Source organism: Lentzea alba (assembly GCF_011067745.1).
GTDB lineage: Bacteria > Actinomycetota > Actinomycetes > Mycobacteriales > Pseudonocardiaceae > Lentzea > Lentzea alba.
The window spans coordinates 136733-154408 of record NZ_JAAMPJ010000004.1; the positions used below are offsets into that span (position 1 = coordinate 136733).

General features: G+C 67.7%; 20 protein-coding genes. 10 read left to right on the forward strand and 10 right to left on the reverse strand.

The window, feature by feature from the left end; translation table 11 throughout:
* Window positions 1-20: 20 nt before the first annotated feature.
* From G7043_RS16310 to G7043_RS16325, 5 genes are all read right to left on the reverse strand, one after another.
* Window positions 21-611: a nitrile hydratase subunit alpha gene (locus tag G7043_RS16310; protein ID WP_166046522.1), complete on the reverse strand. Its 591-nt coding sequence runs from the start codon at window positions 609-611 to the stop codon at window positions 21-23.
* Entirely contained in the window at window positions 604-870 is a 267-nt protein-coding gene (locus tag G7043_RS50375; RefSeq protein WP_207311265.1) for an SH3-like domain-containing protein, read from the reverse strand. Before G7043_RS50375 ends, G7043_RS16310 begins: the two co-directional genes overlap by 8 nt.
* Window positions 863-1114: an SH3-like domain-containing protein gene (locus tag G7043_RS50380; RefSeq protein ID WP_207311266.1), complete on the reverse strand. Its 252-nt coding sequence runs from the start codon at window positions 1112-1114 to the stop codon at window positions 863-865. Before G7043_RS50380 ends, G7043_RS50375 begins: the two co-directional genes overlap by 8 nt.
* Before the next feature lies 1 nt (window position 1115).
* Window positions 1116-2048: a TIGR01777 family oxidoreductase gene (locus G7043_RS16320; protein WP_166046523.1), complete on the reverse strand. Its 933-nt coding sequence runs from the start codon at window positions 2046-2048 to the stop codon at window positions 1116-1118.
* 160 nt (window positions 2049-2208) lie between these two features.
* Complete coding sequence (locus tag G7043_RS16325; protein ID WP_207311267.1) at window positions 2209-3171, reverse strand: transposase; 963 nt, start codon at window positions 3169-3171, stop codon at window positions 2209-2211.
* Window positions 3172-3592: 421 nt separating this feature from the next.
* On the opposite strand from G7043_RS16325, the gene G7043_RS16330 reads away from it, so the two are divergent.
* Window positions 3593-4723 (forward strand): HNH endonuclease signature motif containing protein, encoded by a 1131-nt coding sequence (locus G7043_RS16330; RefSeq protein WP_166046524.1) that lies wholly within the window; start codon window positions 3593-3595, stop codon window positions 4721-4723.
* A gap of 6 nt (window positions 4724-4729) precedes the next feature.
* On the opposite strand, the gene G7043_RS16335 is transcribed toward G7043_RS16330, so the two are convergent.
* On the reverse strand, window positions 4730-5131 hold the full coding sequence (locus tag G7043_RS16335) for a helix-turn-helix domain-containing protein (protein WP_166046525.1): 402 nt from the start codon (window positions 5129-5131) through the stop codon (window positions 4730-4732).
* A 262-nt stretch (window positions 5132-5393) separates the two neighbouring features.
* Here G7043_RS16335 and G7043_RS49885 point away from each other — a divergent pair, with 262 nt between their 5' ends.
* The 7 genes from G7043_RS49885 to G7043_RS16375 are packed head-to-tail and all read left to right on the forward strand — an operon-like array spanning window position 5394 to window position 13567.
* Entirely contained in the window at window positions 5394-7319 is a 1926-nt protein-coding gene (locus G7043_RS49885; protein ID WP_390827396.1) for an MFS transporter, read from the forward strand.
* Window positions 7320-7352: 33 nt separating this feature from the next.
* Window positions 7353-8651, forward strand: a complete 1299-nt coding sequence (locus tag G7043_RS16350; protein WP_207311268.1) for an ABC transporter substrate-binding protein — start codon at window positions 7353-7355, stop codon at window positions 8649-8651.
* Complete coding sequence (locus G7043_RS16355; RefSeq protein WP_313887911.1) at window positions 8648-9523, forward strand: carbohydrate ABC transporter permease; 876 nt, start codon at window positions 8648-8650, stop codon at window positions 9521-9523. Before G7043_RS16350 ends, G7043_RS16355 begins: the two co-directional genes overlap by 4 nt.
* On the forward strand, window positions 9523-10350 hold the full coding sequence (locus G7043_RS16360; protein WP_166046528.1) for a carbohydrate ABC transporter permease: 828 nt from the start codon (window positions 9523-9525) through the stop codon (window positions 10348-10350). Before G7043_RS16355 ends, G7043_RS16360 begins: the two co-directional genes overlap by 1 nt.
* Window positions 10347-11309, forward strand: coding sequence for a hydroxyacid dehydrogenase (locus G7043_RS16365; protein WP_313887912.1), 963 nt, complete (start codon window positions 10347-10349; stop codon window positions 11307-11309). Before G7043_RS16360 ends, G7043_RS16365 begins: the two co-directional genes overlap by 4 nt.
* 19 nt (window positions 11310-11328) lie before the next feature.
* Window positions 11329-13044, forward strand: a complete 1716-nt coding sequence (locus tag G7043_RS16370; protein WP_313887913.1) for a DUF2264 domain-containing protein — start codon at window positions 11329-11331, stop codon at window positions 13042-13044.
* A gap of 40 nt (window positions 13045-13084) precedes the next feature.
* A complete protein-coding gene (locus G7043_RS16375; protein WP_166046530.1) occupies window positions 13085-13567 on the forward strand; it encodes a hypothetical protein in 483 nt (160 codons plus the stop codon).
* On the opposite strand, the gene G7043_RS16380 is transcribed toward G7043_RS16375, so the two are convergent.
* From G7043_RS16380 to G7043_RS16390, 3 genes are all read right to left on the reverse strand, one after another.
* Window positions 13564-13944 carry a class I SAM-dependent methyltransferase gene (locus G7043_RS16380; RefSeq protein WP_158102643.1) on the reverse strand — a complete coding sequence of 127 codons (381 nt, stop codon included), beginning with the start codon at window positions 13942-13944 and terminating at the stop codon, window positions 13564-13566. The two genes, G7043_RS16375 and G7043_RS16380, sit on opposite strands and share 4 nt — an antisense overlap.
* Before the next feature lie 60 nt (window positions 13945-14004).
* Window positions 14005-14412: a VOC family protein gene (locus G7043_RS16385; RefSeq protein ID WP_166046531.1), complete on the reverse strand. Its 408-nt coding sequence runs from the start codon at window positions 14410-14412 to the stop codon at window positions 14005-14007.
* Window positions 14413-14480: 68 nt separating this feature from the next.
* Window positions 14481-15626: an acyl-CoA dehydrogenase family protein gene (locus G7043_RS16390; RefSeq protein ID WP_166046532.1), complete on the reverse strand. Its 1146-nt coding sequence runs from the start codon at window positions 15624-15626 to the stop codon at window positions 14481-14483.
* A 111-nt stretch (window positions 15627-15737) separates the two neighbouring features.
* Between G7043_RS16390 and G7043_RS16395 the strand changes: the two genes are divergently transcribed.
* Together G7043_RS16395 and G7043_RS16400 are read left to right on the forward strand one after the other, a co-directional pair.
* On the forward strand, window positions 15738-16400 hold the full coding sequence (locus G7043_RS16395) for a winged helix-turn-helix transcriptional regulator (RefSeq protein ID WP_207311269.1): 663 nt from the start codon (window positions 15738-15740) through the stop codon (window positions 16398-16400).
* A gap of 99 nt (window positions 16401-16499) precedes the next feature.
* Window positions 16500-16937 (forward strand): DoxX family membrane protein, encoded by a 438-nt coding sequence (locus G7043_RS16400; protein ID WP_166046533.1) that lies wholly within the window; start codon window positions 16500-16502, stop codon window positions 16935-16937.
* A 311-nt stretch (window positions 16938-17248) separates the two neighbouring features.
* On the opposite strand, the gene G7043_RS16405 is transcribed toward G7043_RS16400, so the two are convergent.
* Window positions 17249-17623, reverse strand: a complete 375-nt coding sequence (locus tag G7043_RS16405; RefSeq protein WP_166046534.1) for a PH domain-containing protein — start codon at window positions 17621-17623, stop codon at window positions 17249-17251.
* Between the last annotated feature and the right edge of the window lie 53 nt (window positions 17624-17676).

Here is a 17676-nt window from a genome sequence, read left to right on the forward strand (position 1 = left end):
GTCGATCGGCACCGCGGTCTTCACACGGCCGCGGTGCCGATCAGTCCGTTGCGCGTCACCTTTGCGGCCAGTTCTGCTTCGGTCAGGTCCTCGGTGTTCGCGGGCCGGCGTGGCAGGACCATGTACCGCGACTCGGCGTTCGCGTCCCACACCTGGATCTCGGTGCTCTCGGGCAGGGTGAGCCCGAACTGTGCCAGCACCTCACGCGGATGGCTGACCACTTTGGACCGGTAGGCCGGGCTCTTGTACCAGGTGGGCGACGGACCGAGCAGCGAGAGCGGGTAACAGCTGCAGAGCGTGCACACGATCACGTTGTGCACCTGCGCGGTGTTCTCGACGACGTGCAGCCGTTGCACCTGCAGCCCGCCACCCATCGACAGTCCGAGCTCGGGCAACGCCTCGTTCGCGTTCTCCAGCAGCCGCGCCTTGAAGCCGTCGTCCACCCAGGCCCGCGCGACCACCCGGAAACCGTTGGCCGGTGAGGCCTTGTGCGCGAACGCCTCCAGCACCTGGTCCAGTTCCCGCGCGTCCAGCAGCCCCTTCTCCTCGAGGATCGCTTCCAGTTCCCGGACGCGCGCGGCGATCGGGGAGTCGTCGTGGTCGTCACTCATCGCCGAGGTAGTCCTCCCAGAGGGACAGGGTCACCGTGTGGTCGCCCTGCCCGAACAGTTCCTGTGCGGAGAACCGCACCAGGTACACCTGTTGCGGCTGCTCGATTCCCTGCGCGCTCAGGTCCGCCAGCGGATGCACGCCGTCGCTGCCGATCACCGTGCCGGACTTTCCGCGAGCGTAGTGCGGCAGCCGCGTGTGATGATCCGGGTCCACAGTGGACGTCCGAACCCGATCGCCTGGGTGGTAGCGCTCAGACAACGCCCTTCTCCTCGAGCAGCGTCCGGATCGCCCGGAACCAGTTCTCGTAGTAGGACGACTCGTGCGACATCGTCCGTTCGACGGCGTCCCGGAACTCGTCCAGGTTGTAGATGTCGCGCCCGATCAGCGCTCGGTTCATCGCGAGCACGTGCGCTTCCCAGTCGGCGTGGAAGGGCGGCTCGTCGAGCTCCTCCACGACCGGCCCGAACCCGTCCTGCCCGCCGACGTCGTTGATCCTCGGCATCTCACCTCCTGCGCTGGGTCGACCTCTGGGCCAGATTCTGCGCTGCCTCCCGCCAGTTCGGGAAGTGGAACTCGAATCCGGCCTGGGTGAGTCGCTGCGGAACGACCCGGCGGCTCTTGAGCAGCAGTTCGGTGTCGCTCCTGAGCACGAACGCCCCGATCTCGGCCATCCAGCTCGTCGCGGGCAGCCCGACCGGGCTGTGCCAGGCCTTGCGCAGCTCGCGCATGAAGTCTTTTTGCGGCAACGGTTCCGGTGCCGCGAGGTTCACCGCGCCCTCGATCGGTTCCCTGATCAGCAACGCGACCGCCCGCACGAAGTCGTCGTCGTGGATCCACGACACGTACTGCCGCCCGCCCGCGATCGGTCCGCCGAGGCCGAGCCGTGCCATCCACGAAAGGTAGTCGAACACACCGGCTTTGTCCGGGCTCATCACCATCGCCGCTCTGAGCGCGACCTTGCGGGTGTGCGGCGTGTCGGCCTCGTTCAGCTCCGCCTCCCACCGCTTGGCGATCTCGACGCTGTACGCCCAGTAGCCCGGCACGCCCTGCTCACGGCCACCGATGATGCCGGTTTCCTCGTCGTTCGGTGCGTCGAACCTGTGGGCGTAGATCGTCGCCGTGCTCATCTGCAACCACACTCGGGGCGGGCTTGCGGCCTTGGCGATCGCCTGTCCGACGACCCGCGCCGAATCCACTCGCGATCGCATCATCTGCTGGAGGTTTTCGGCCGTGTAGCGGCAGCTCACGCTCCGGCCCGCCAGGTTGATCACGACGTCCGCGCCGTCGATCTCTGCCGCCCAGTCGCCCAGCGTGCTGCCGTCCCAGCGCACGCCGCTGGTTCGGCTGATGATCACTACCTCGTGGCCGGCTGCTGTCAGTGCCCTGGTCAGCACTGTGCCGATCTGGCCGGTGCCGCCTGGAATCACGATCTTCATGTGTTGCCCCCTCGGTGGCTGACGCTAGTGGTGGGGAGCTGAGAGTTGTTTCAGGCTTCTAGGGCACGCCTGCGGCGACCCGACACATGCCCTCCTTCGTCGGGCGTGTGCCGGAACGAATTCTGTGGGCGCGTTGTGTCGGTGGACGCTCCTATAGATGTCAAGCGCTGCGAGCGAGGTCTTTCATGATCGCTGTGTGGGCTTCGCGGAGGACGTAGCGTTTGAGGCAGCGGATGATGTCGCGTTTGGTGAGGCCTTCTGTAGTGCGTCGTTGCAGGTAGGCCTGGGTGCGTGGGCAGTAGCGCAGGCGGACGACGACGGTGGTGTGCAGGGCTCGGTTGGCTTGTCGTTCGCCGCCTCGGTTGAGCCGGTGTTTGTCGGTGCGTCCGGATGAGGCGGGTAGTGGGGCGACGCCGCAGAGTTTGGCGAAGGAGGCTTCGCTGTGGAGCCGGTCGGGGTTGTCGCCGGCTGTGACGAGCAGCTGGCCGGCGATGTCGGTGCCAATGCCGAGCAGGCCGACCAGAGTCGGTGCGGTGGTGGCGACCAGCGGCTCGAGGTGCCGGTCGAGCTGGTTGATGTGCTGGGTGAGGCTGGTGATCCGTTCGGCGATGGCGCGCAGGGCGAGCATGGTGCCGTGGATGGGGTTGGTGATGAGGTTGGTGAGTTCGTTGCGGGCGGCGGTGCGAGCTTTGATCGCGCCGGAGCGGGCGATGTGCAGGACGCGGACGGACTCGATCGGCCCGTCGGCGGTTTTGGTGTGGCGGTTTTGTCGTCGGGGATGACGGCGCGGGCTGCGTTGATGGCGTCGATGACGTCGGATTTGCCGTGGCTGCGGCGGGTTCGCCGGTCGGGGCGGGAGACTTCGCGGACCTGGATGCCGTGCTGGCGCAGCGATACCGCTAGTTGTTTGCCGTAAGAGCCGGTGCCTTCGACGCCGACCTTTGACCGGGCCGAAGTCGGGCAGCCAGTGCCCCAGTCGCGTGCAGCCGTCGGGAGTGGCGGGGAATTGGGCGTCGCCCAGGAGCCGGCCGAGGTGGTCGAGTGCGGCGGCGTGGTGGGTGTCGGTGTGGGTGTCGACTCCGCCGAACACCTCACCGTGGGCAGGGGTGTGTGGATCGGGCATCCTGAAGACCGCCGTCCTTGCTCGCTGGAACGTGTCGGGACGGCACGCACCGGGCTGGGCGGGGCGGACAGAACAGAGATGGGTCCTGTGGCGACAGGCTCCTATCAGGTCACTTCCGCCCGCCTGTGACATGCATGCGAGACCGCCCAGGCCGGACGACAGATCCACCGAAGGACACCGCGGTCAGTTGCGTTGAGGGCCAGACCAACTCGGGCGATCCCGCCACAACATCCTCTCTGTTGCGGGGCTTGGTTCATTTGCGTTTACGCGTGCGGGTGCGGAGGTGGTTGCTAATGGTTGCGTGTCGTAGAGAGAGAAAAGACGTACGAGCTATACGGCGGCATGCCTGAGCTGCGGGTTCACCTTATCGAGTGGTGGGTTTTGGTCGTTTTGGTTTTTGATCAAGAATAGAATTGTGGGCATGGAAGCGGTCGAGGTTCTCGATGCTCTGGCTTATCACGAGAGAGAAATTGCCTATCATCAGGCGCGGTCGTTGCGTGTGCTCGCTGACTATGCGATTGCGTGTGAAGGAGAGGAGTTCTTCGACACCGAGATCGCGGCCGCCATGCGGTGGACGTCCCGGTGGACCACCGACCAGGTCGCCCTGGCTCTCGACCTCGCCTCCAAGTTGCCCCGGACTCTGGACGCCTTGGAGAAGGGCGAGATTGATCTGTACAAGGCCCGGGTTCTGCACGACAAGACGGTGCCGCTGTCGGCCGATCTCGCCGCCGAGGTGGAGGAGCGGGTGCTGGGCAGGGCGTCGGAGCAGACCGGTGCGCAGATGCGGCAGTTCACCAACCGGGTGGTGATGCGGGTGGATCCCGAGGGGCACAAGGAGCGGGCTGAGGAGCGCAAGAAGCAGCGGTGCACCGGGATCGACGTCCTGGAGGAGGACATGGCGCGGTTCTGGGCTTATCTGCCCGCGCACCTCGCGACCGCCTGCTATGCCCGTGTCGATGCCATCGCCCGCCAGAGCAAGACCCCGACCGATCCGCGGACCCTGGATCAGGTGCGTGCCGATGTGGTCGCCGACCTGATCCTCGCCACGCCGGACAAGACGAGTGCAGTGAAGGTGGAGCTGTATGTCGCGGTGTCCGCGGCCACGTTGATGGGGCTGTCGGAGCAGCCTGGAGAGCTCGCCGGGTACGGGCCGATCACCGCTGACCTGGCTCGCGAGTTGGCCGGGGACTCCACTTGGCGCCGTCTGCTCACCGATCCGGTGACGGGGGAGGCGCTGGAGTTCGGTGCCAGCACGTACCGGCCGCCTGCCGCTTTGCGCAGGTTCGTGTGGATGCGGGATCGGACCTGCCGGTTTCCCGGCTGCACGCGGCCGTCGCACCAGTCGGACCTCGACCACACGGTGCCGTTTCCGCTGGGGTCGACCTCGGCCGACAACCTGGGTGCGTTCTGCCGCAGGCATCACCGCGTGAAGCACCGCTCGGCCTGGCAGGTCAGTCAGCCGAAGCCGGGCCGGTTCTGCTTCCGCAGCCCGGCCGGAAAGACCTACCAACGAGACCCGGAACCAGTGCTGGGTGACCTGCCGCCGTTTTGATTCGGGTCAAGCTGGATGGCGCGCGATCAACACCATCGCGTCCAGCAGGCGCCACCAGTCCTGCTCGCCCGCCTCGACCACGCGCCCCACCGCGGCCAGTGCGGCGATCACCTCAGCCGGATCCGCACCGATGTCAGCTACCGCGCCCCGAAACCGTTCGCTGCGCCGCAACCGCACAAGTGTCTGGGGCAGCGGTGCAGGCGCCTCCGCGGCCTCCCCGAACGAGATGTGCAGCTCGGTGCCTAGCGCACCGGCCAGCCGGGTGAGTGCGCCGGTGGTCGGATTGCCACGCCCGTTCTCGAGATTCGCGATGTACGGCACGGACAGGCCCGCATCGGCCGCGACCGACGCGACAGTGCGGCCACTGGCCTGACGGAGAGAGCGCAGCGCTGGTCCCAGGGAGTCCACGGAAGCTATCTTGACAGAACACTTTCGCGGTATCTCTATCTTGTGAGTATGAGCGTCTGGGGGATGAGGGACTTCCGGTTCCTGTGGAGCGGGCGTGCGATCAGCATGCTCGGGTCGTGGTTGCTGGTGGTGGCGGTGCCGGCACACGTCTACGCGTTGACCGGGTCGGTGTTCGCGACCGGGCTGACGCTCGCGGCGGAGTACCTGCCGGCGTTGCTGCTCGGGCCGTTCGCCGGAGTGCTGGTCGATCGGTGGGACCGCGATCTACGTTGCCGTGTTCGCGGAAAGTGTTGGGGCGGTGGCGTTTCGGCCGGCCGCCCAGGCGCACGTGCCGGCGGTGGTGGGTACTGGGGCGGCGTTGAGCAGTGCCAATTCTTGGAACGCCGCCACGGACGGCGTGGTGCGCTTGGTCGGACCACTGCTCGGGGGAGTTCTGCTTGCGTGGGCCGGGTTTGAAGTGCTGGTGGCGTTGGACGTCCTGAGTTATCTCGTCTCGGCCGTCGCGATCGCCTGCACTCGCAAGAGGTCCAGGTCCCGTGATGCCCGGCCGGGATTGAGGGACGGGCTGAAAGCGTTGGGGGAGTTTAGATTGGCTCGGGTGTTGCTGCCGTTGAGTGGAGTGTTCCTGATGGCGAACGCATCGCTGAGCGCGTTGCTGGTGCCGTTCGGCGTGCAGCGGCTCGGAGGGATCACGCAGGTCGCGACGGTGTTGTCCGCGCTCGGCGTGGGATTTCTGGGCGGCGCGGTACTCGTCCGGTGGCTCGACCGGATCGAGTTGCGCGTGACGCTCGCGAGCGCGCAGTTGATGACCGCTGCCGGATTCGTGGTGCTGTTCAGCGCAGAGGGGCTCGGGGTTGCGATGGCTGCCGCGGTGGTGGTTGGGACGTTCGGATCGGTCACGCTGATCGCGCCGCAGACCGCGTTGCAGCGGGTGGCGCCGAACGAGGTGCTGGGCCGGATCGCCGCGGTCTTCCTGGCGGTGGCGGCGTTGGCGACGCTCGTCGGAGCTGTTGCGGGGCCGTGGCTCGCGGAGAGCGTGTCACTGCGGTTCGCGGCGATGGCGGCGGCCACGGTGACCGGGCTGGGAGCGTTGGTCGGCGTGGTGACCGTTCCTCCGGTTATGCTCGCCGCAAACGCTCAAACGAACAGGCGGCCGGTCATGCGTGAACCCAGCGAACAGCGACGGCAGCGAATCCTGGCCGTCATCGCGTCGCGGGGCACGGTGAAGGTGAGCGACCTGGCGAGCGAACTGGACGTTTCGATCGTCACGATCCGCCGCGACGTCGAGGAGCTCGCAAAGCTCGGGAAACTGCGCAGAGGGCATGGGGTCGCGCGGTCGCTCACGCCGGTGGAACAGCCGTCGTCGAAGCGGGAAACGAACGGCGCGGTGGCGCTCGTCGTGCCGGAACGGCACGCCTACCTGTACGAGACGATGAACGGTGCCCGCCAAGCACTCGAAGAAGCCGGCATGCGGGTCGTCCTGCACATCGCGCCGCAGGTCAAAGGTGCCGAGAAACCGATCGTCGAACGTGCGCTCGCCGAGCCGGTCCAAGGTCTGCTCATCGCCCCGCGCTGGCGCACCCACGAAGAAGAGCTCAAAGACGACTGGCTCGCCGACACCGGCGTGCCGACCGTGCTGATGGAACGCCGACCGGCCGGCCCGCTGCGCGCGATGAACTCCGTGTGCTCGGACCACTGGTACGGCATGTACATGGCCGTGAAGCACCTGACCGACCTCGGTCACCGCCGGATCGTGCTCGCCGCACGGGACGACAGCCCGACCGCGCGAGCGCTCAGGAAAGCGTTCAAGGAGATCTCAGCAGACCTCGACGACGCCATCACGGTCGGCAGCTCACCGGACACCGGACTCGTCGGCATTCTCAGGGCACATCGGGCGACCGCCACGATCCTGCACGGCGATGTTGATGCGTTGATGCTGGTCCAGCAACTGACGGACGCGGGCATCAGGGTGCCGCGCAGGTGCTCGGTGGTGGCTTATGACGACGTGGTCGCCGCGCTCGGCAGCATCCCGCTCACGGCCATCGCGCCGCCGAAGACCGAGGTCGGGAGAGCGGCGGCCCAGGTGCTCCTGCGACAGTTGCAAAGCCCAGGTCGGAGTGCCGAACGCGTCGAGTTGCTGCCCGAGTTGAAGGTCCGCTCATCGACTGAGCGTTTGACCGTTTCTTGACGATAAACCGATCAGGCGATCAGGATGCGAGCCATGCGCCTGAGTCGTCGCACGCTCCTCGCGGCGGGCCTCACGGCACCACTGGCGGCCTGTTCAACTCCGCAACGCCGCGGTGCCGGAGGTCCGGTAGAGATCACGTTCTGGTCGGCCCTGCGCGGTAGCCAGCAGGTCGTCGACGCCTTCAACTCCACGCAGAACCGCATCAGGGTGATCTTCCAGCAGATCCCCTCCGGCGGGCAGGGCGGCTACGCCAAGCTCAGCAACGCGGCCAGGGCGGGCAACGCCCCGGACGTCGCCACCATCGAGTACCCGCAGGTGCCCGGCTACGCGATCGACGGTGTCGCCCGCGACATCACCGACCTCGTCACCGATCGGATCAAGCAGAAACTGCTGCCGCAGGCGCTCAAGCTGACCACGTTCGACCACCGCGTCTTCAGCGTCCCGCTCGACATCGAGCCGATGGTGCTGCACTACCGCGCGGACCTGTTCGAGGCCAACGGTTTCCAGATCCCCGAGACCTGGGACGACTACCGGGACCTCGCGCGGCAGGTGAAGGCGAAGTTCCCGGACAAGAAGCTCGGGCTGTTCCCGACCGACGGCGCCATGCAGTTCGCCTGCTTCGCCTGGCAGGCCGGCGCGCAGTGGTTCGACACGGGCAACGGCAAGTGGCAGGTCTCGCTCGCCGACACCCCCACGCGCAAGGTCGCCGAGTACTGGCAGGGCCTGATCGACGAGGACCTCGTCTTCCGCAACGCGAGCGACAGCAAGCAACACGACGCCCAGGTCGGCCAGAACCTGATCCTCACGAGGCTCAGCGGCGCATGGGACGCGGGCGCCCAGATGCGCGCCCGGCCGGCGCAGAAGGGCAAGTGGCGCATCGCCCCCATGCCCGTCTGGGACCGGCCGGTGGTCGGCACGCACGGCGGTTCGACGTTCGCGGTCACCAAGGACTCGAAGGAACCTGAGGCCGCGATGGAGTTCATCGAATGGCAGACCACCCACCCGGACGCGCTCACCGCCCGCCTCAAGAGCGGCACCAGCAGCCAGTACCCGGTCGCCCCCGGCCTGGTCGCGGCGGGCGCCAAGGCGTTCCCCGGCGAGTACTACGGCGGCCAGGACATCTACGGGCTCTTCAAGCAGGAAGCCGACAAGATCCGCGACGGCTGGGTGTGGGGCCCGCGGATGACCGCCACCCAGCGGGTCATGCAGGACGGCTTCGCGAAAGCCGGTGCGGGTGAAGGAACCCTCATCGAGGCGGTGCGAGAAGCGCAGAGCGGCACCATGCCCGACCTGAAGGCGCTCGGACTGTCCACAGAGGAGGTCGAACGGTGAAGAGCAAACTCGCCTGCGCCGTCCTCATGGCGCCGTTCTTCCTGTTGCTCGTCACGGTCTTCCTCGTCCCGACCGGCACCGCGATCTGGCTGAGCTTCTTCGCGCAGGACCAGCCGGGGCTCGGGTTCGGCCCGGAGAGCACGGTGTTCGTCGGCCTGCGCAGCTACGTCGCCGTGCTGAGCGACCCGACGTTCCGCGGCGGCCTGCTCACCGTGGTGCTGTACTGCCTGATCTACATCCCGCTGATGGTGGCAGGCGCGCTGACCCTCGCGCTGCTGCTGGACTCCGGCGTCGCGAAACTGCGCAGCTGGGCGCAGATGAGCCTGTACCTGCCGCACGCCGTACCGGGCATCATCGCCGCCCTGATCTGGCTCTACCTCTACACACCCGGCCTCAGCCCGATCATCGACCTGTTCGCCAAGGGCGACATCCACGTCAACTTCCTCGGCCTCAACACCGTCCTGCCGTCGATCGTGAACATCGCCCTGTGGAGCAACCTCGGCTACAACATGGTGATCTTCTACGCCGCACTCCAAGCGGTACCGCGAGAAGTGCTCGAAGCGTCGGTCGTCGACGGCGCGGGCCCGGTCAAACAGGCGCTGCGGATCAAGACACCGCTGGTGCGCGGCGCGATCTTCACGGTCGGCATCTTCACGCTGATCTGGGCGCTGCAGCTATTCACCGAACCCGTGCTGCTCAGCCAGTCCACCCCGATGATCAGCGCCCGGTTCTCGCCGAGCATGTACATCTACGACGCCGCCTTCACCCGCAACAACTACGGCCTCGCCGCCGCGGCCTCGGTGATCCTGCTGGCCTTCACCGTCGCGCTGTCCTACGCCGTCACCCGCTGGACGAACAGGAAGGCCGCCTGATGACCCTCCTCGGCCGGACCACGGTGAACGTCGTCGTCGGCGTCGCGGTCCTCTACACCCTGCTGCCGGTGCTGTGGCTGGTGCTCGCCGCCACCAAGGACGTCGACGCCCTGTTCAACAGTGACCTGTTCGGCGACTTCGCGTTCGTCGAGAACGTCAAGAACCTGTTCGCGATGGACAAGGGCCTCTACGGCCGCTGGTACGTCAACAGCATCCTGTACGCGGTGATCGGCGCGGCCACCAGCGCGTTCATCTCGATCGCCGCGGGCTACGCGTTCGACAAGTACTCGTTCCGCCACAAGGAAAAGCTCTTCGGCCTCGTCCTCGCCGCCGTGATGGTGCCGCAGACCGTGCTCGCGCTGCCGCTGTACCTGATGGCGTCCGGCACGGGCCTGGTCAACACGTTCTGGGCGGTGTTCATCCCGGCGCTGTTCAACCCGTTCGGCGTCTACCTCGGCCGGATCTTCTCCCAGGGCTACGTGCCGGACGAGGTGCTGGAAGCCGCCCGCATCGACGGCGCCGGAGACCTCGGCACCTACTTCAAGGTCGCGCTGCGGATGCTGGGACCCGGCATGGTCACGCTGTTCCTGTTCCAGCTCACCACCATCTGGAACAACTTCTTCCTGCCCATGGTCATGCTCTCCGACCAGTTGCTCTACCCGGTCAGCCTCGGCCTCTACCAGTGGAACAGCTCGGCCACCGTCTCACCCGAGTACTACCCGGTGGTGATCATGGGCTCGTTGTTCGCGGTGCTGCCGCTGATCCTCGCGTTCATGCTGTTGCAACGGTTCTGGCGAGCCGGGATGACCGCGGGAGCCGTCAAGTGAGGACTGTGCACACCGCTGCGGCAGCGATGTCGGGGGAGGCTGCCGCCGCCGTTCTCACGCCTGTGCTCGATGATCTCCGAAAGGTCTGCGACTTCGGTCTCATCACCCAGGACCTGTCCGACCTTCCGGACGTGGACCTGCTCGTCACGGGCTGGGGCTGCCCGCCGATCACCGCCGCCGTCCTGGACCGTCTGCCCAGCCTCAAGGCGATCGTGCACACCGCCGGCTCGGTGCGCGGCTTCGTCACGGACGCCTGCTGGGACCGCGGGATCGTGGTGTCGTCGGCCGCACAGGCCAACGCGCTGCCGGTGGCCGAGTACACCGTCGCGATGATCCTGCTGAGCGGCAAACGCGTGCTCGAACGCGCCCGCGAATACCGGTCGGCCAAGCAGATGACCGGCTACGACATCCCGGACACCGTGGGGAACTTCGGCACGACCGTCGGCGTCCTGTCCGCGTCGATGATCGGCCGCCGGGTCGTCGAACTGCTGCGGCCCTACGATTTCCACGTGCTGGTGCACGACCCGTTCGTGACCGAAGTGGACGGTGCCGAGTCCGTGAGCCTCCACGAGTTGTTCGAGCGCAGCGACGTGGTCAGCGTGCACACGCCGTTGCTGCCGGAGACCAGGGGACTGGTGAGCCGCGAGCTGCTCGGCCTGCTGCGCGACGACGCCGTCCTGATCAACACCGCCCGCGGTGCGGTGATCGACCAGGAGGCGTTGGTGGACGAGGTGGGACGGATCCGGGCGGTGCTCGACGTGACCGACCCGGAGGTGTTGCCCGCAGACCACCCGTTGTGGAGGCACGACAACGTGCTCATCACGCCGCACCTGGCGGGCTCGCAGGGCAACGAGTGGCTCAGGCTCGGCCGCCACGCGGTGAGTGAGGTCCGCCGGTGGGTGGCAGGGGAGCCGTTCAGGACTCCGGTGCTGGCGGAACGAAGGGAACGGATCGCGTGACCCGATGGGAGAACACCGCGTGAAGCTGCCAGAAGAGGACCGCACCCTCAGCCCCCACACCGGCCTGACCCGCACCCATTGGGTTGCCGCCGCCGACGGCCTGCTCGCCGCCGCGTGGCGCTACGCGTCCCCCACCAGCGCGTTCCTCGACCTGCCCGGCCGCCCCTCGCGCAGCGGCGTGCGCTCGGACGGCTTGGAGGGCTATGCCCGGACGTTCCTCGCCGCCGCGTTCCGCACCGCGCACGGTGAAGACCCGCACAACTGGCTGGAGCGTTACGCCGCCGGCCTGGTCGCGGGGACGGCGGGGGAGTGGCCCGCGATCACCGACGTCGGCCAGCCGATGGTCGAGTCGGCGTCCGTGGCGCTGGGACTGCGCCTGACCAAGCCGTGGCTGTGGGACAAGCTCTCGACATCGCAGCAGGATCGGGCCGAGACCTGGCTGCGGGAGGCGCTGCGGCACGTGCCCGCCGCCAACAACTGGTACTTCTTCCCGTACACCGTGGCGTCCTTCCTGGAAGCGGCCGGCCGTGGTGACGAGGAGACCGGCCGGGCGAAACAGCGCGCGCTGGAGTTGCTCGAAGGCTGGTACCGCGGTGACGGCTGGTACTCCGACGGCGACGGCCGCGCGTTCGACCACTACAACGGCTGGGCGCTGCACCTCTACCCGGCGCTGGACGCCCACCTGAGCAGCCGGCCGATCACCACGCATCTCAAGGAACACCTGAAGAGCTTCCACCTGCTGTTCGGTGCGGACGGCGCCCCGGTCTACTTCGGACGCTCGCTGACCTACCGGTTCGCCGCGGCCAGTGCGATCGCTCTCGGCGCGGTCACCGGCGAGACACCGCTGAGCCCCGGCCACTCCCGGCAGCTCATCAGCAACAACCTCAGGTACTTCCTCGACCGCGGCTCGCTCACCGACGGCCTGCTCAGCCTCGGCTGGCACGGCCCGCACGAGGCGAGCCTGCAGCCCTACTCCGGCCCGGCCTCGCCGTACTGGGCCTCGAAGGCGTTCGTCTGCCTGCTCGCCGGTCCGGATCATCCACTGTGGACCGAACCGGAGGAGCGCGACGACACGAACCAAACGCTTGCGCTACCCGGACCCGGCTTGCTGATCCAGAAGCACAACGGCGTGACCAGGCTGCACAACCACGGCAGCGACCACGTCCGGCCGTTCGAAGGCGAGCACGCGACCGAAGACGACCCGCTCTACAGCCGTTTCGCCTACTCGACGAGCACCGGCCCGACGGCGCAGAAGAACCCCGCCGACAACCACATCAGCCTCGTCATCAGGGGCGACCGCAGCGTGCGACGCCGGATCCACCCGCTTGGCGCGCGGGACAACTGGGCGGCCTCGTGGCACCGTCCGGTGTTCGACGCGCACCAGCCGATGGTGCCGGGACTGCGGATCGAGAGCGTCACGGCCGTGTGGGACGACCAGGAACTGCGGATCCACCGCGTGATCGGCGCACCGCACGGCACGAGGGCTGAGCTGTCTGGGTGGGCGACTGATCTTCCGGCAGAGCTGGTCGCGGTCCGAGGCTGGTCGGGCCAGGAACGACGACCGGCACCCCAAGGCACTGCGTTCACCACGGCGACGAATCTGACCACGCTCGTCGCCGACATCGAGGGCACGGTGATCCTCGCCGCCGTCGCCGTCCTCGGCGGAACCTTCCAGGAGGCCGACTGGGACGCCCGCGTCGACGAGGTGCTCCGGCACACTCTCGACCGCCTCTGAGCGGGGTAACGCGGAAGCGGCGCACGGCCGATGTACCGGTGTGCGCATCGCCCTCCTCGCCGCCGCCGCGTTCCTGCTCGCCGCGTGCACCTCCACCCCGGAAGCCGCCCCGACGCAGGCACCGGAGACCCCGACCACCGTCGAACAGCCCGCCGGCAACGGCCCGAACTGCGCCAACGCCAACTCGTCGGTCGTCGGCAAGGCACTCGGACTGCGGCTGCAGGGCCAGCAGGAGACCGTCGAGAAGGCGGTCACGACGTGCAAGTACGTGGGGTCCGGCATGCCGGTCGAGGTGCGGTTCACGACGAACGCGACGGCGAAGTCGTTCGCGGCGGGCAAGCCGGAGAAGGCCAAGCCCATCGAGGGTTTCCACGACGAGGCCTACGAGGCCACGGCCGGCGGTTCGGAGACCACCCAGCACACGGTCGCCGCGCGCAAGGGCAAGACGCAGGTCGAGGTCGTGTCACCCGCGGGCGTCGAGCCGTCGAAGAAGCTGATCAGCGAACTGCTCGGCCGAATCTAGACCGGTACGTCGAAGAACGAGAGCACGCGCGCTCCCGGTGCGAGCCACGGGCGCAGCAGTTCGTGCGCGCGGCTCGGATCGCGGTGGAACAGGCCGACCCGCACGGCGAAGACCAGGTCGAACCGGCGGTCGCCGAGGTTCATGTCCTCCAGCGACGCGATCAGGAACTCGGCCTTGCCGGACGCCACGTACGGGGCGTTGCGCCGGGTCGCGGCCTCGACCATCTTGGTGGAGCGGTCGATCGCGGTGAGGGTGCCGGTGGACAGCAGCTGGCACACCATCGTGGCGGCCACGCCCTGACCGCAGCCGATCTCCAGCACCCGCTCGTGAGGGCGGATCGCGAGTTGGTCGACCACTCCTCGCAGACGCTCGCTCATGGTCCACATCATGCGTCAGCACGGCGGGCGGGGCCACCACCGCGGCCCCGCCCGTCAGCGTTACCCGAGTCCGCCCAGGTTGACCATCCAGCTCACGCCGAACTTGTCGACCAGGTCGCCGTACTCGTCGCCCCACATCTGCTTCTCCAGCGGCGTACCGATCTTGCCGCCCTCGGCGAGCTTGGCGAAGTGCTCCTTGAGCACCTCCTCGTCGCCGGACAGGGAGATCGTGATGGTGTCGCCGGGGTTGTAGGGCATGCCGGGCGGCGTGTCGGAGGCCATCAGCGTGTAGCCGGACTCGGTCTCCAGCTGCGCGTGCATGATCTGGTCGGCCTGCGGCGAGTCCTGCATGCCGAACTCGCCGAAGGTGTTCATCTTCAGCTCGCCGCCGAAGACCGACTGGTAGAACTCCATCGCCTGACGCGCGGAACCGTCGAAGCGCAGGTACGGGTTGAGGCGAGTAGCCACCGGAATCGCTCCTTGGATAGAGACGGACCCGAATCCTCGCAAACCCTTGGCGGGCCTACAACTTGAACCTATTCGGTTACTCCGGAGTCACCCTGGGCGACCTTGCCCGCGTACCTGAGGGTGGCTTCGGGTGTGAGCGGGTGGAACGTTCCAGCGCGCACGTCGCGGTAGGCGCGCTCCAGCGGTGACCGCTTGAAGAACGACCGTCCACCCAGGACCTCCATCGCGGTGTCCACGACGTCGATCGCCTCCACGACGGCCTGACGCTTGGCCAGCATCACCGTGACGGTCGACTCGGCGTTGGCCGTGTAGTCGTCGCCGAGCTCCTCGATCGATCCCATCAGCGACCACCAGGCGGTGCGCAGCTTGTAGTCCATCAACCCGATCTGCCGCGCGGCGTTCTTCGAGGTCGACCGCACGGCGGCGTCCCGCGCACCCGACGCGATGCCGAAGTAGGTCGCCCCGCACACCGGCGCGAAGTGCACGATCGCGGCGAACAGGGGCACGCCGAACTCCCCGTACGGCCGCCGTGCCGCGATCTTCTCGGCCGGGATGAACACGTCCTCCAGCACCACGTCGTGGCTGGCCGTGCCGCGCATGCCGAGCGTGTCCCAGGTTTCCTCGATGCGCACGCCCTCGGCGTTCAACGGCGCGCTGAAGTGCAGCACCTCCTCACCGAGAACAGCGGACGTGGCCACGACGTTCGCGCGCGGCGACTGGCTGCAGAACGTCTTGCGCCCGGACACCAGGAACCCGCCGTCGACCGCCGTCGCCGTGGTCGTCGGCCACAGCCAGTCCGACCCGCCGCTGGTCGCGATGACCAGGCCCTCCGCGGCCACCCGCCGCAGCACGCCCTCCGCGTCCGGCGCGCCCTTGCGTCTGCGATATCCCTGCATCAGCGTCAGATACAGGTGCATGGTGACGGCCAGCGCGGTGGCGCCGTCGTGCCGGGCGAGCTCGGCCTGCGCGTAGCAGACCTGGCGCATCGTGGCGCCGAGCCCGCCCAGTTCCTCGGGTACGGCCAACGCCAGATAGCCCTCCTCGCGCATGGCCTCGTACGCCTCGCTCACGAACGTCGCGTCGCGATCGTGCTCGAACGCATGGGCTGCCGCGATCGCGCCGATGCGGGCGGCCATCTCCACGAACTTGGCGTCGTCGTCTCTGGTGACGGTCGGGAACGTGCCGGTCACCCGCAGTGTCTCAAGAGTTGTCATGCGACGAACGTAAGAACAGCCGAGCCCCGCAGGTAGTTCTGAAAGTGAACCGGACGGCGGTAACGAAACAGGCCACGCGACGGAGACTTTCCCTGTGAGGAGGTGCGCACTGTGAGGACGTATGCGCAGTACTGCCCGATCGTCCGCGCCGTCGAGGTGCTGGGCGACCGGTGGACGTTGCTGATCGTGCGGGACATGCTCGTCGGTGCCTCGCGCTTCAACGAGCTCTCCCGCGGCCTGCCGGGACTCTCGCGTGCCCTGCTGTCCCGCCGGCTGCGGCAGCTCGCCACCGCGGGCCTGGTGACGCGCAGCGGTGACGGCTACGCGCTGACGCCGGCCGGACAGGCGCTGCGCCCTCTGGTGTTCGGCCTCGCCGACTGGGGCGCCCGGTACGCGTTCGGCGACCCGCGCGCCGACGAGCTCGACCCCGAGGTGCTGATGTGGTGGATGCACGGCCGGGTCGACACCGGCACGCTGACCCGCCGCGCCAACATCGAGATCCGCATCAACGACCGCCGCCGCACGTTCTGGCTCGTCGTCGAGCCCGGCGACGCCTCCGTCTGCTACACCGATCCGGGCCTGGAGGTCGACGCGGTCCTGGCGTCCGACATCGCCACGCTCTACCGGATGTGGGAGGGCGAGCTCGAACTGCTCGACGCCGTGCGCGCGGGCACGATCGAGCTGACCGGCCCGCGCTGGGTGGTCCGCGGCCTGCCGGACTGGCTCAAGCTCAGCCCGGTCGCCGAGCACGTTCGCGCAGCTCGCAGCACCTGAGCGAAACTTTTCAAGATTTTTCTGGGTGATGTGTCGATCCGGTGGGGTGGCCGTTCGACGCATCAGTGGAAGGACACCACAGCCCAGGAGGAACCCGACATGAGCGCCACGACCGTCATCGCCGCCCCCGCCGCCCGCAAGATCGCCGTCGGCCGCTACGCCACGATCGTCACCCGCGTGCTGATCGGTCTGCTGTTCGCCACGACCGGCTTGAACGGGTTCCTGAACTTCATGCCCGCCCCGGATCCGAGCACCATGGCGCCCGCCGGCGTCGCGTTCACGGCGGCCCTCTACGCGACCGGCTACATGCTGCAGCTGGCCTCGGGCGTCCAGCTCGTCGCGGGCGTCCTGCTGGTCGCCGGCCGGTTCGTGCCGCTGGCCCTCGCGATCCTGGCGCCGATGGTCGTGAACATCTTCCTGATCCACGTGTTCCTGGAGCCGTCGGGCCTGGGGATCGCGATCGTCGTGGTCGCCGCCGAGATTGGTCTGGCGTGGGCGTACCGCGACAAGTTCCGCCCGATGCTGCAAGCACGGTGAGCACTGTTTGGTAAGTCCCGCAACCAAAGTCCCCCGCAGGCCATGTGCCGGCGGGGGATTTTTCGTTGTACAGCAGGGATTTCCGTCCTGGTGATGTCGAAATCGGCGGGTGTGGTTCGACGTATCTGTGAGAGCAGAAACGTTGGAAGGGAACGGAAATGTCCACCACCCGCTGCGCCACCGCCATCATGCGAGTGCTGGTCCGCAGCCGGGTCGCGGCCACCGTCCTGACCGTGCTGAACGTCCTGCTGGACACCAGCCACCTGGTCACCGCGCTCGTCCTGGCGCTGGCCGAGGTCGCCGTGGCGTTCCTACCGCACGAAGGCGGCCAGCAGCGCCTGCACCTCGTACACGTCGACGCCCTTCCCGAACTGCTTGGAGATCGGCGCGTCACTGCTGGAGACCCAGATCTTCAGCTCGGCGTCGAGGTCGAAATGACCGGCCGTCTCGACGGAGAACTGCGTGATCGCCTTGTAGGGAATCGAGTGGTACTCGACCTTCTTGCCCGTCATGCCCTGTTTGTCGACCAGGATCAACCGCCGGTCGGTGAACAGGAACGAGTCGCGCACCAGCTGGTACGCCGCGTGGATCTGTTCCCCCTGCGACAGCAGCCGGCCGAACTCCTGCGCGGCCGCCCTCGGGTCGAGTTTCGACGCGTTCCCCATCATTCCGCTGAGAAGTCCCATACGTCCAGGTTTACCAGGCTCGCGGAAACCTTGGCCTGATCTTGGAACTCTCC

Coding starts and splice junctions, on each gene's coding strand:
- G7043_RS16310 (WP_166046522.1), bottom strand. CDS start 611: ATGAGTGACGACCACGACGACTCCCCGATCGCCGCGCGCGTCCGGGAA.
- G7043_RS50380 (WP_207311266.1), bottom strand. CDS start 1,114: ATGCCGAGGATCAACGACGTCGGCGGGCAGGACGGGTTCGGGCCGGTC.
- G7043_RS16320 (WP_166046523.1), bottom strand. CDS start 2,048: ATGAAGATCGTGATTCCAGGCGGCACCGGCCAGATCGGCACAGTGCTG.
- G7043_RS16325 (WP_207311267.1), bottom strand. CDS start 3,171: ATGCCCGATCCACACACCCCTGCCCACGGTGAGGTGTTCGGCGGAGTC.
- G7043_RS16330 (WP_166046524.1), top strand. CDS start 3,593: ATGGAAGCGGTCGAGGTTCTCGATGCTCTGGCTTATCACGAGAGAGAA.
- G7043_RS16350 (WP_207311268.1), top strand. CDS start 7,353: ATGCGCCTGAGTCGTCGCACGCTCCTCGCGGCGGGCCTCACGGCACCA.
- G7043_RS16360 (WP_166046528.1), top strand. CDS start 9,523: ATGACCCTCCTCGGCCGGACCACGGTGAACGTCGTCGTCGGCGTCGCG.
- G7043_RS16380 (WP_158102643.1), bottom strand. CDS start 13,944: ATGAGCGAGCGTCTGCGAGGAGTGGTCGACCAACTCGCGATCCGCCCT.
- G7043_RS16390 (WP_166046532.1), bottom strand. CDS start 15,626: ATGACAACTCTTGAGACACTGCGGGTGACCGGCACGTTCCCGACCGTC.
- G7043_RS16400 (WP_166046533.1), top strand. CDS start 16,500: ATGAGCGCCACGACCGTCATCGCCGCCCCCGCCGCCCGCAAGATCGCC.
- G7043_RS16405 (WP_166046534.1), bottom strand. CDS start 17,623: ATGGGACTTCTCAGCGGAATGATGGGGAACGCGTCGAAACTCGACCCG.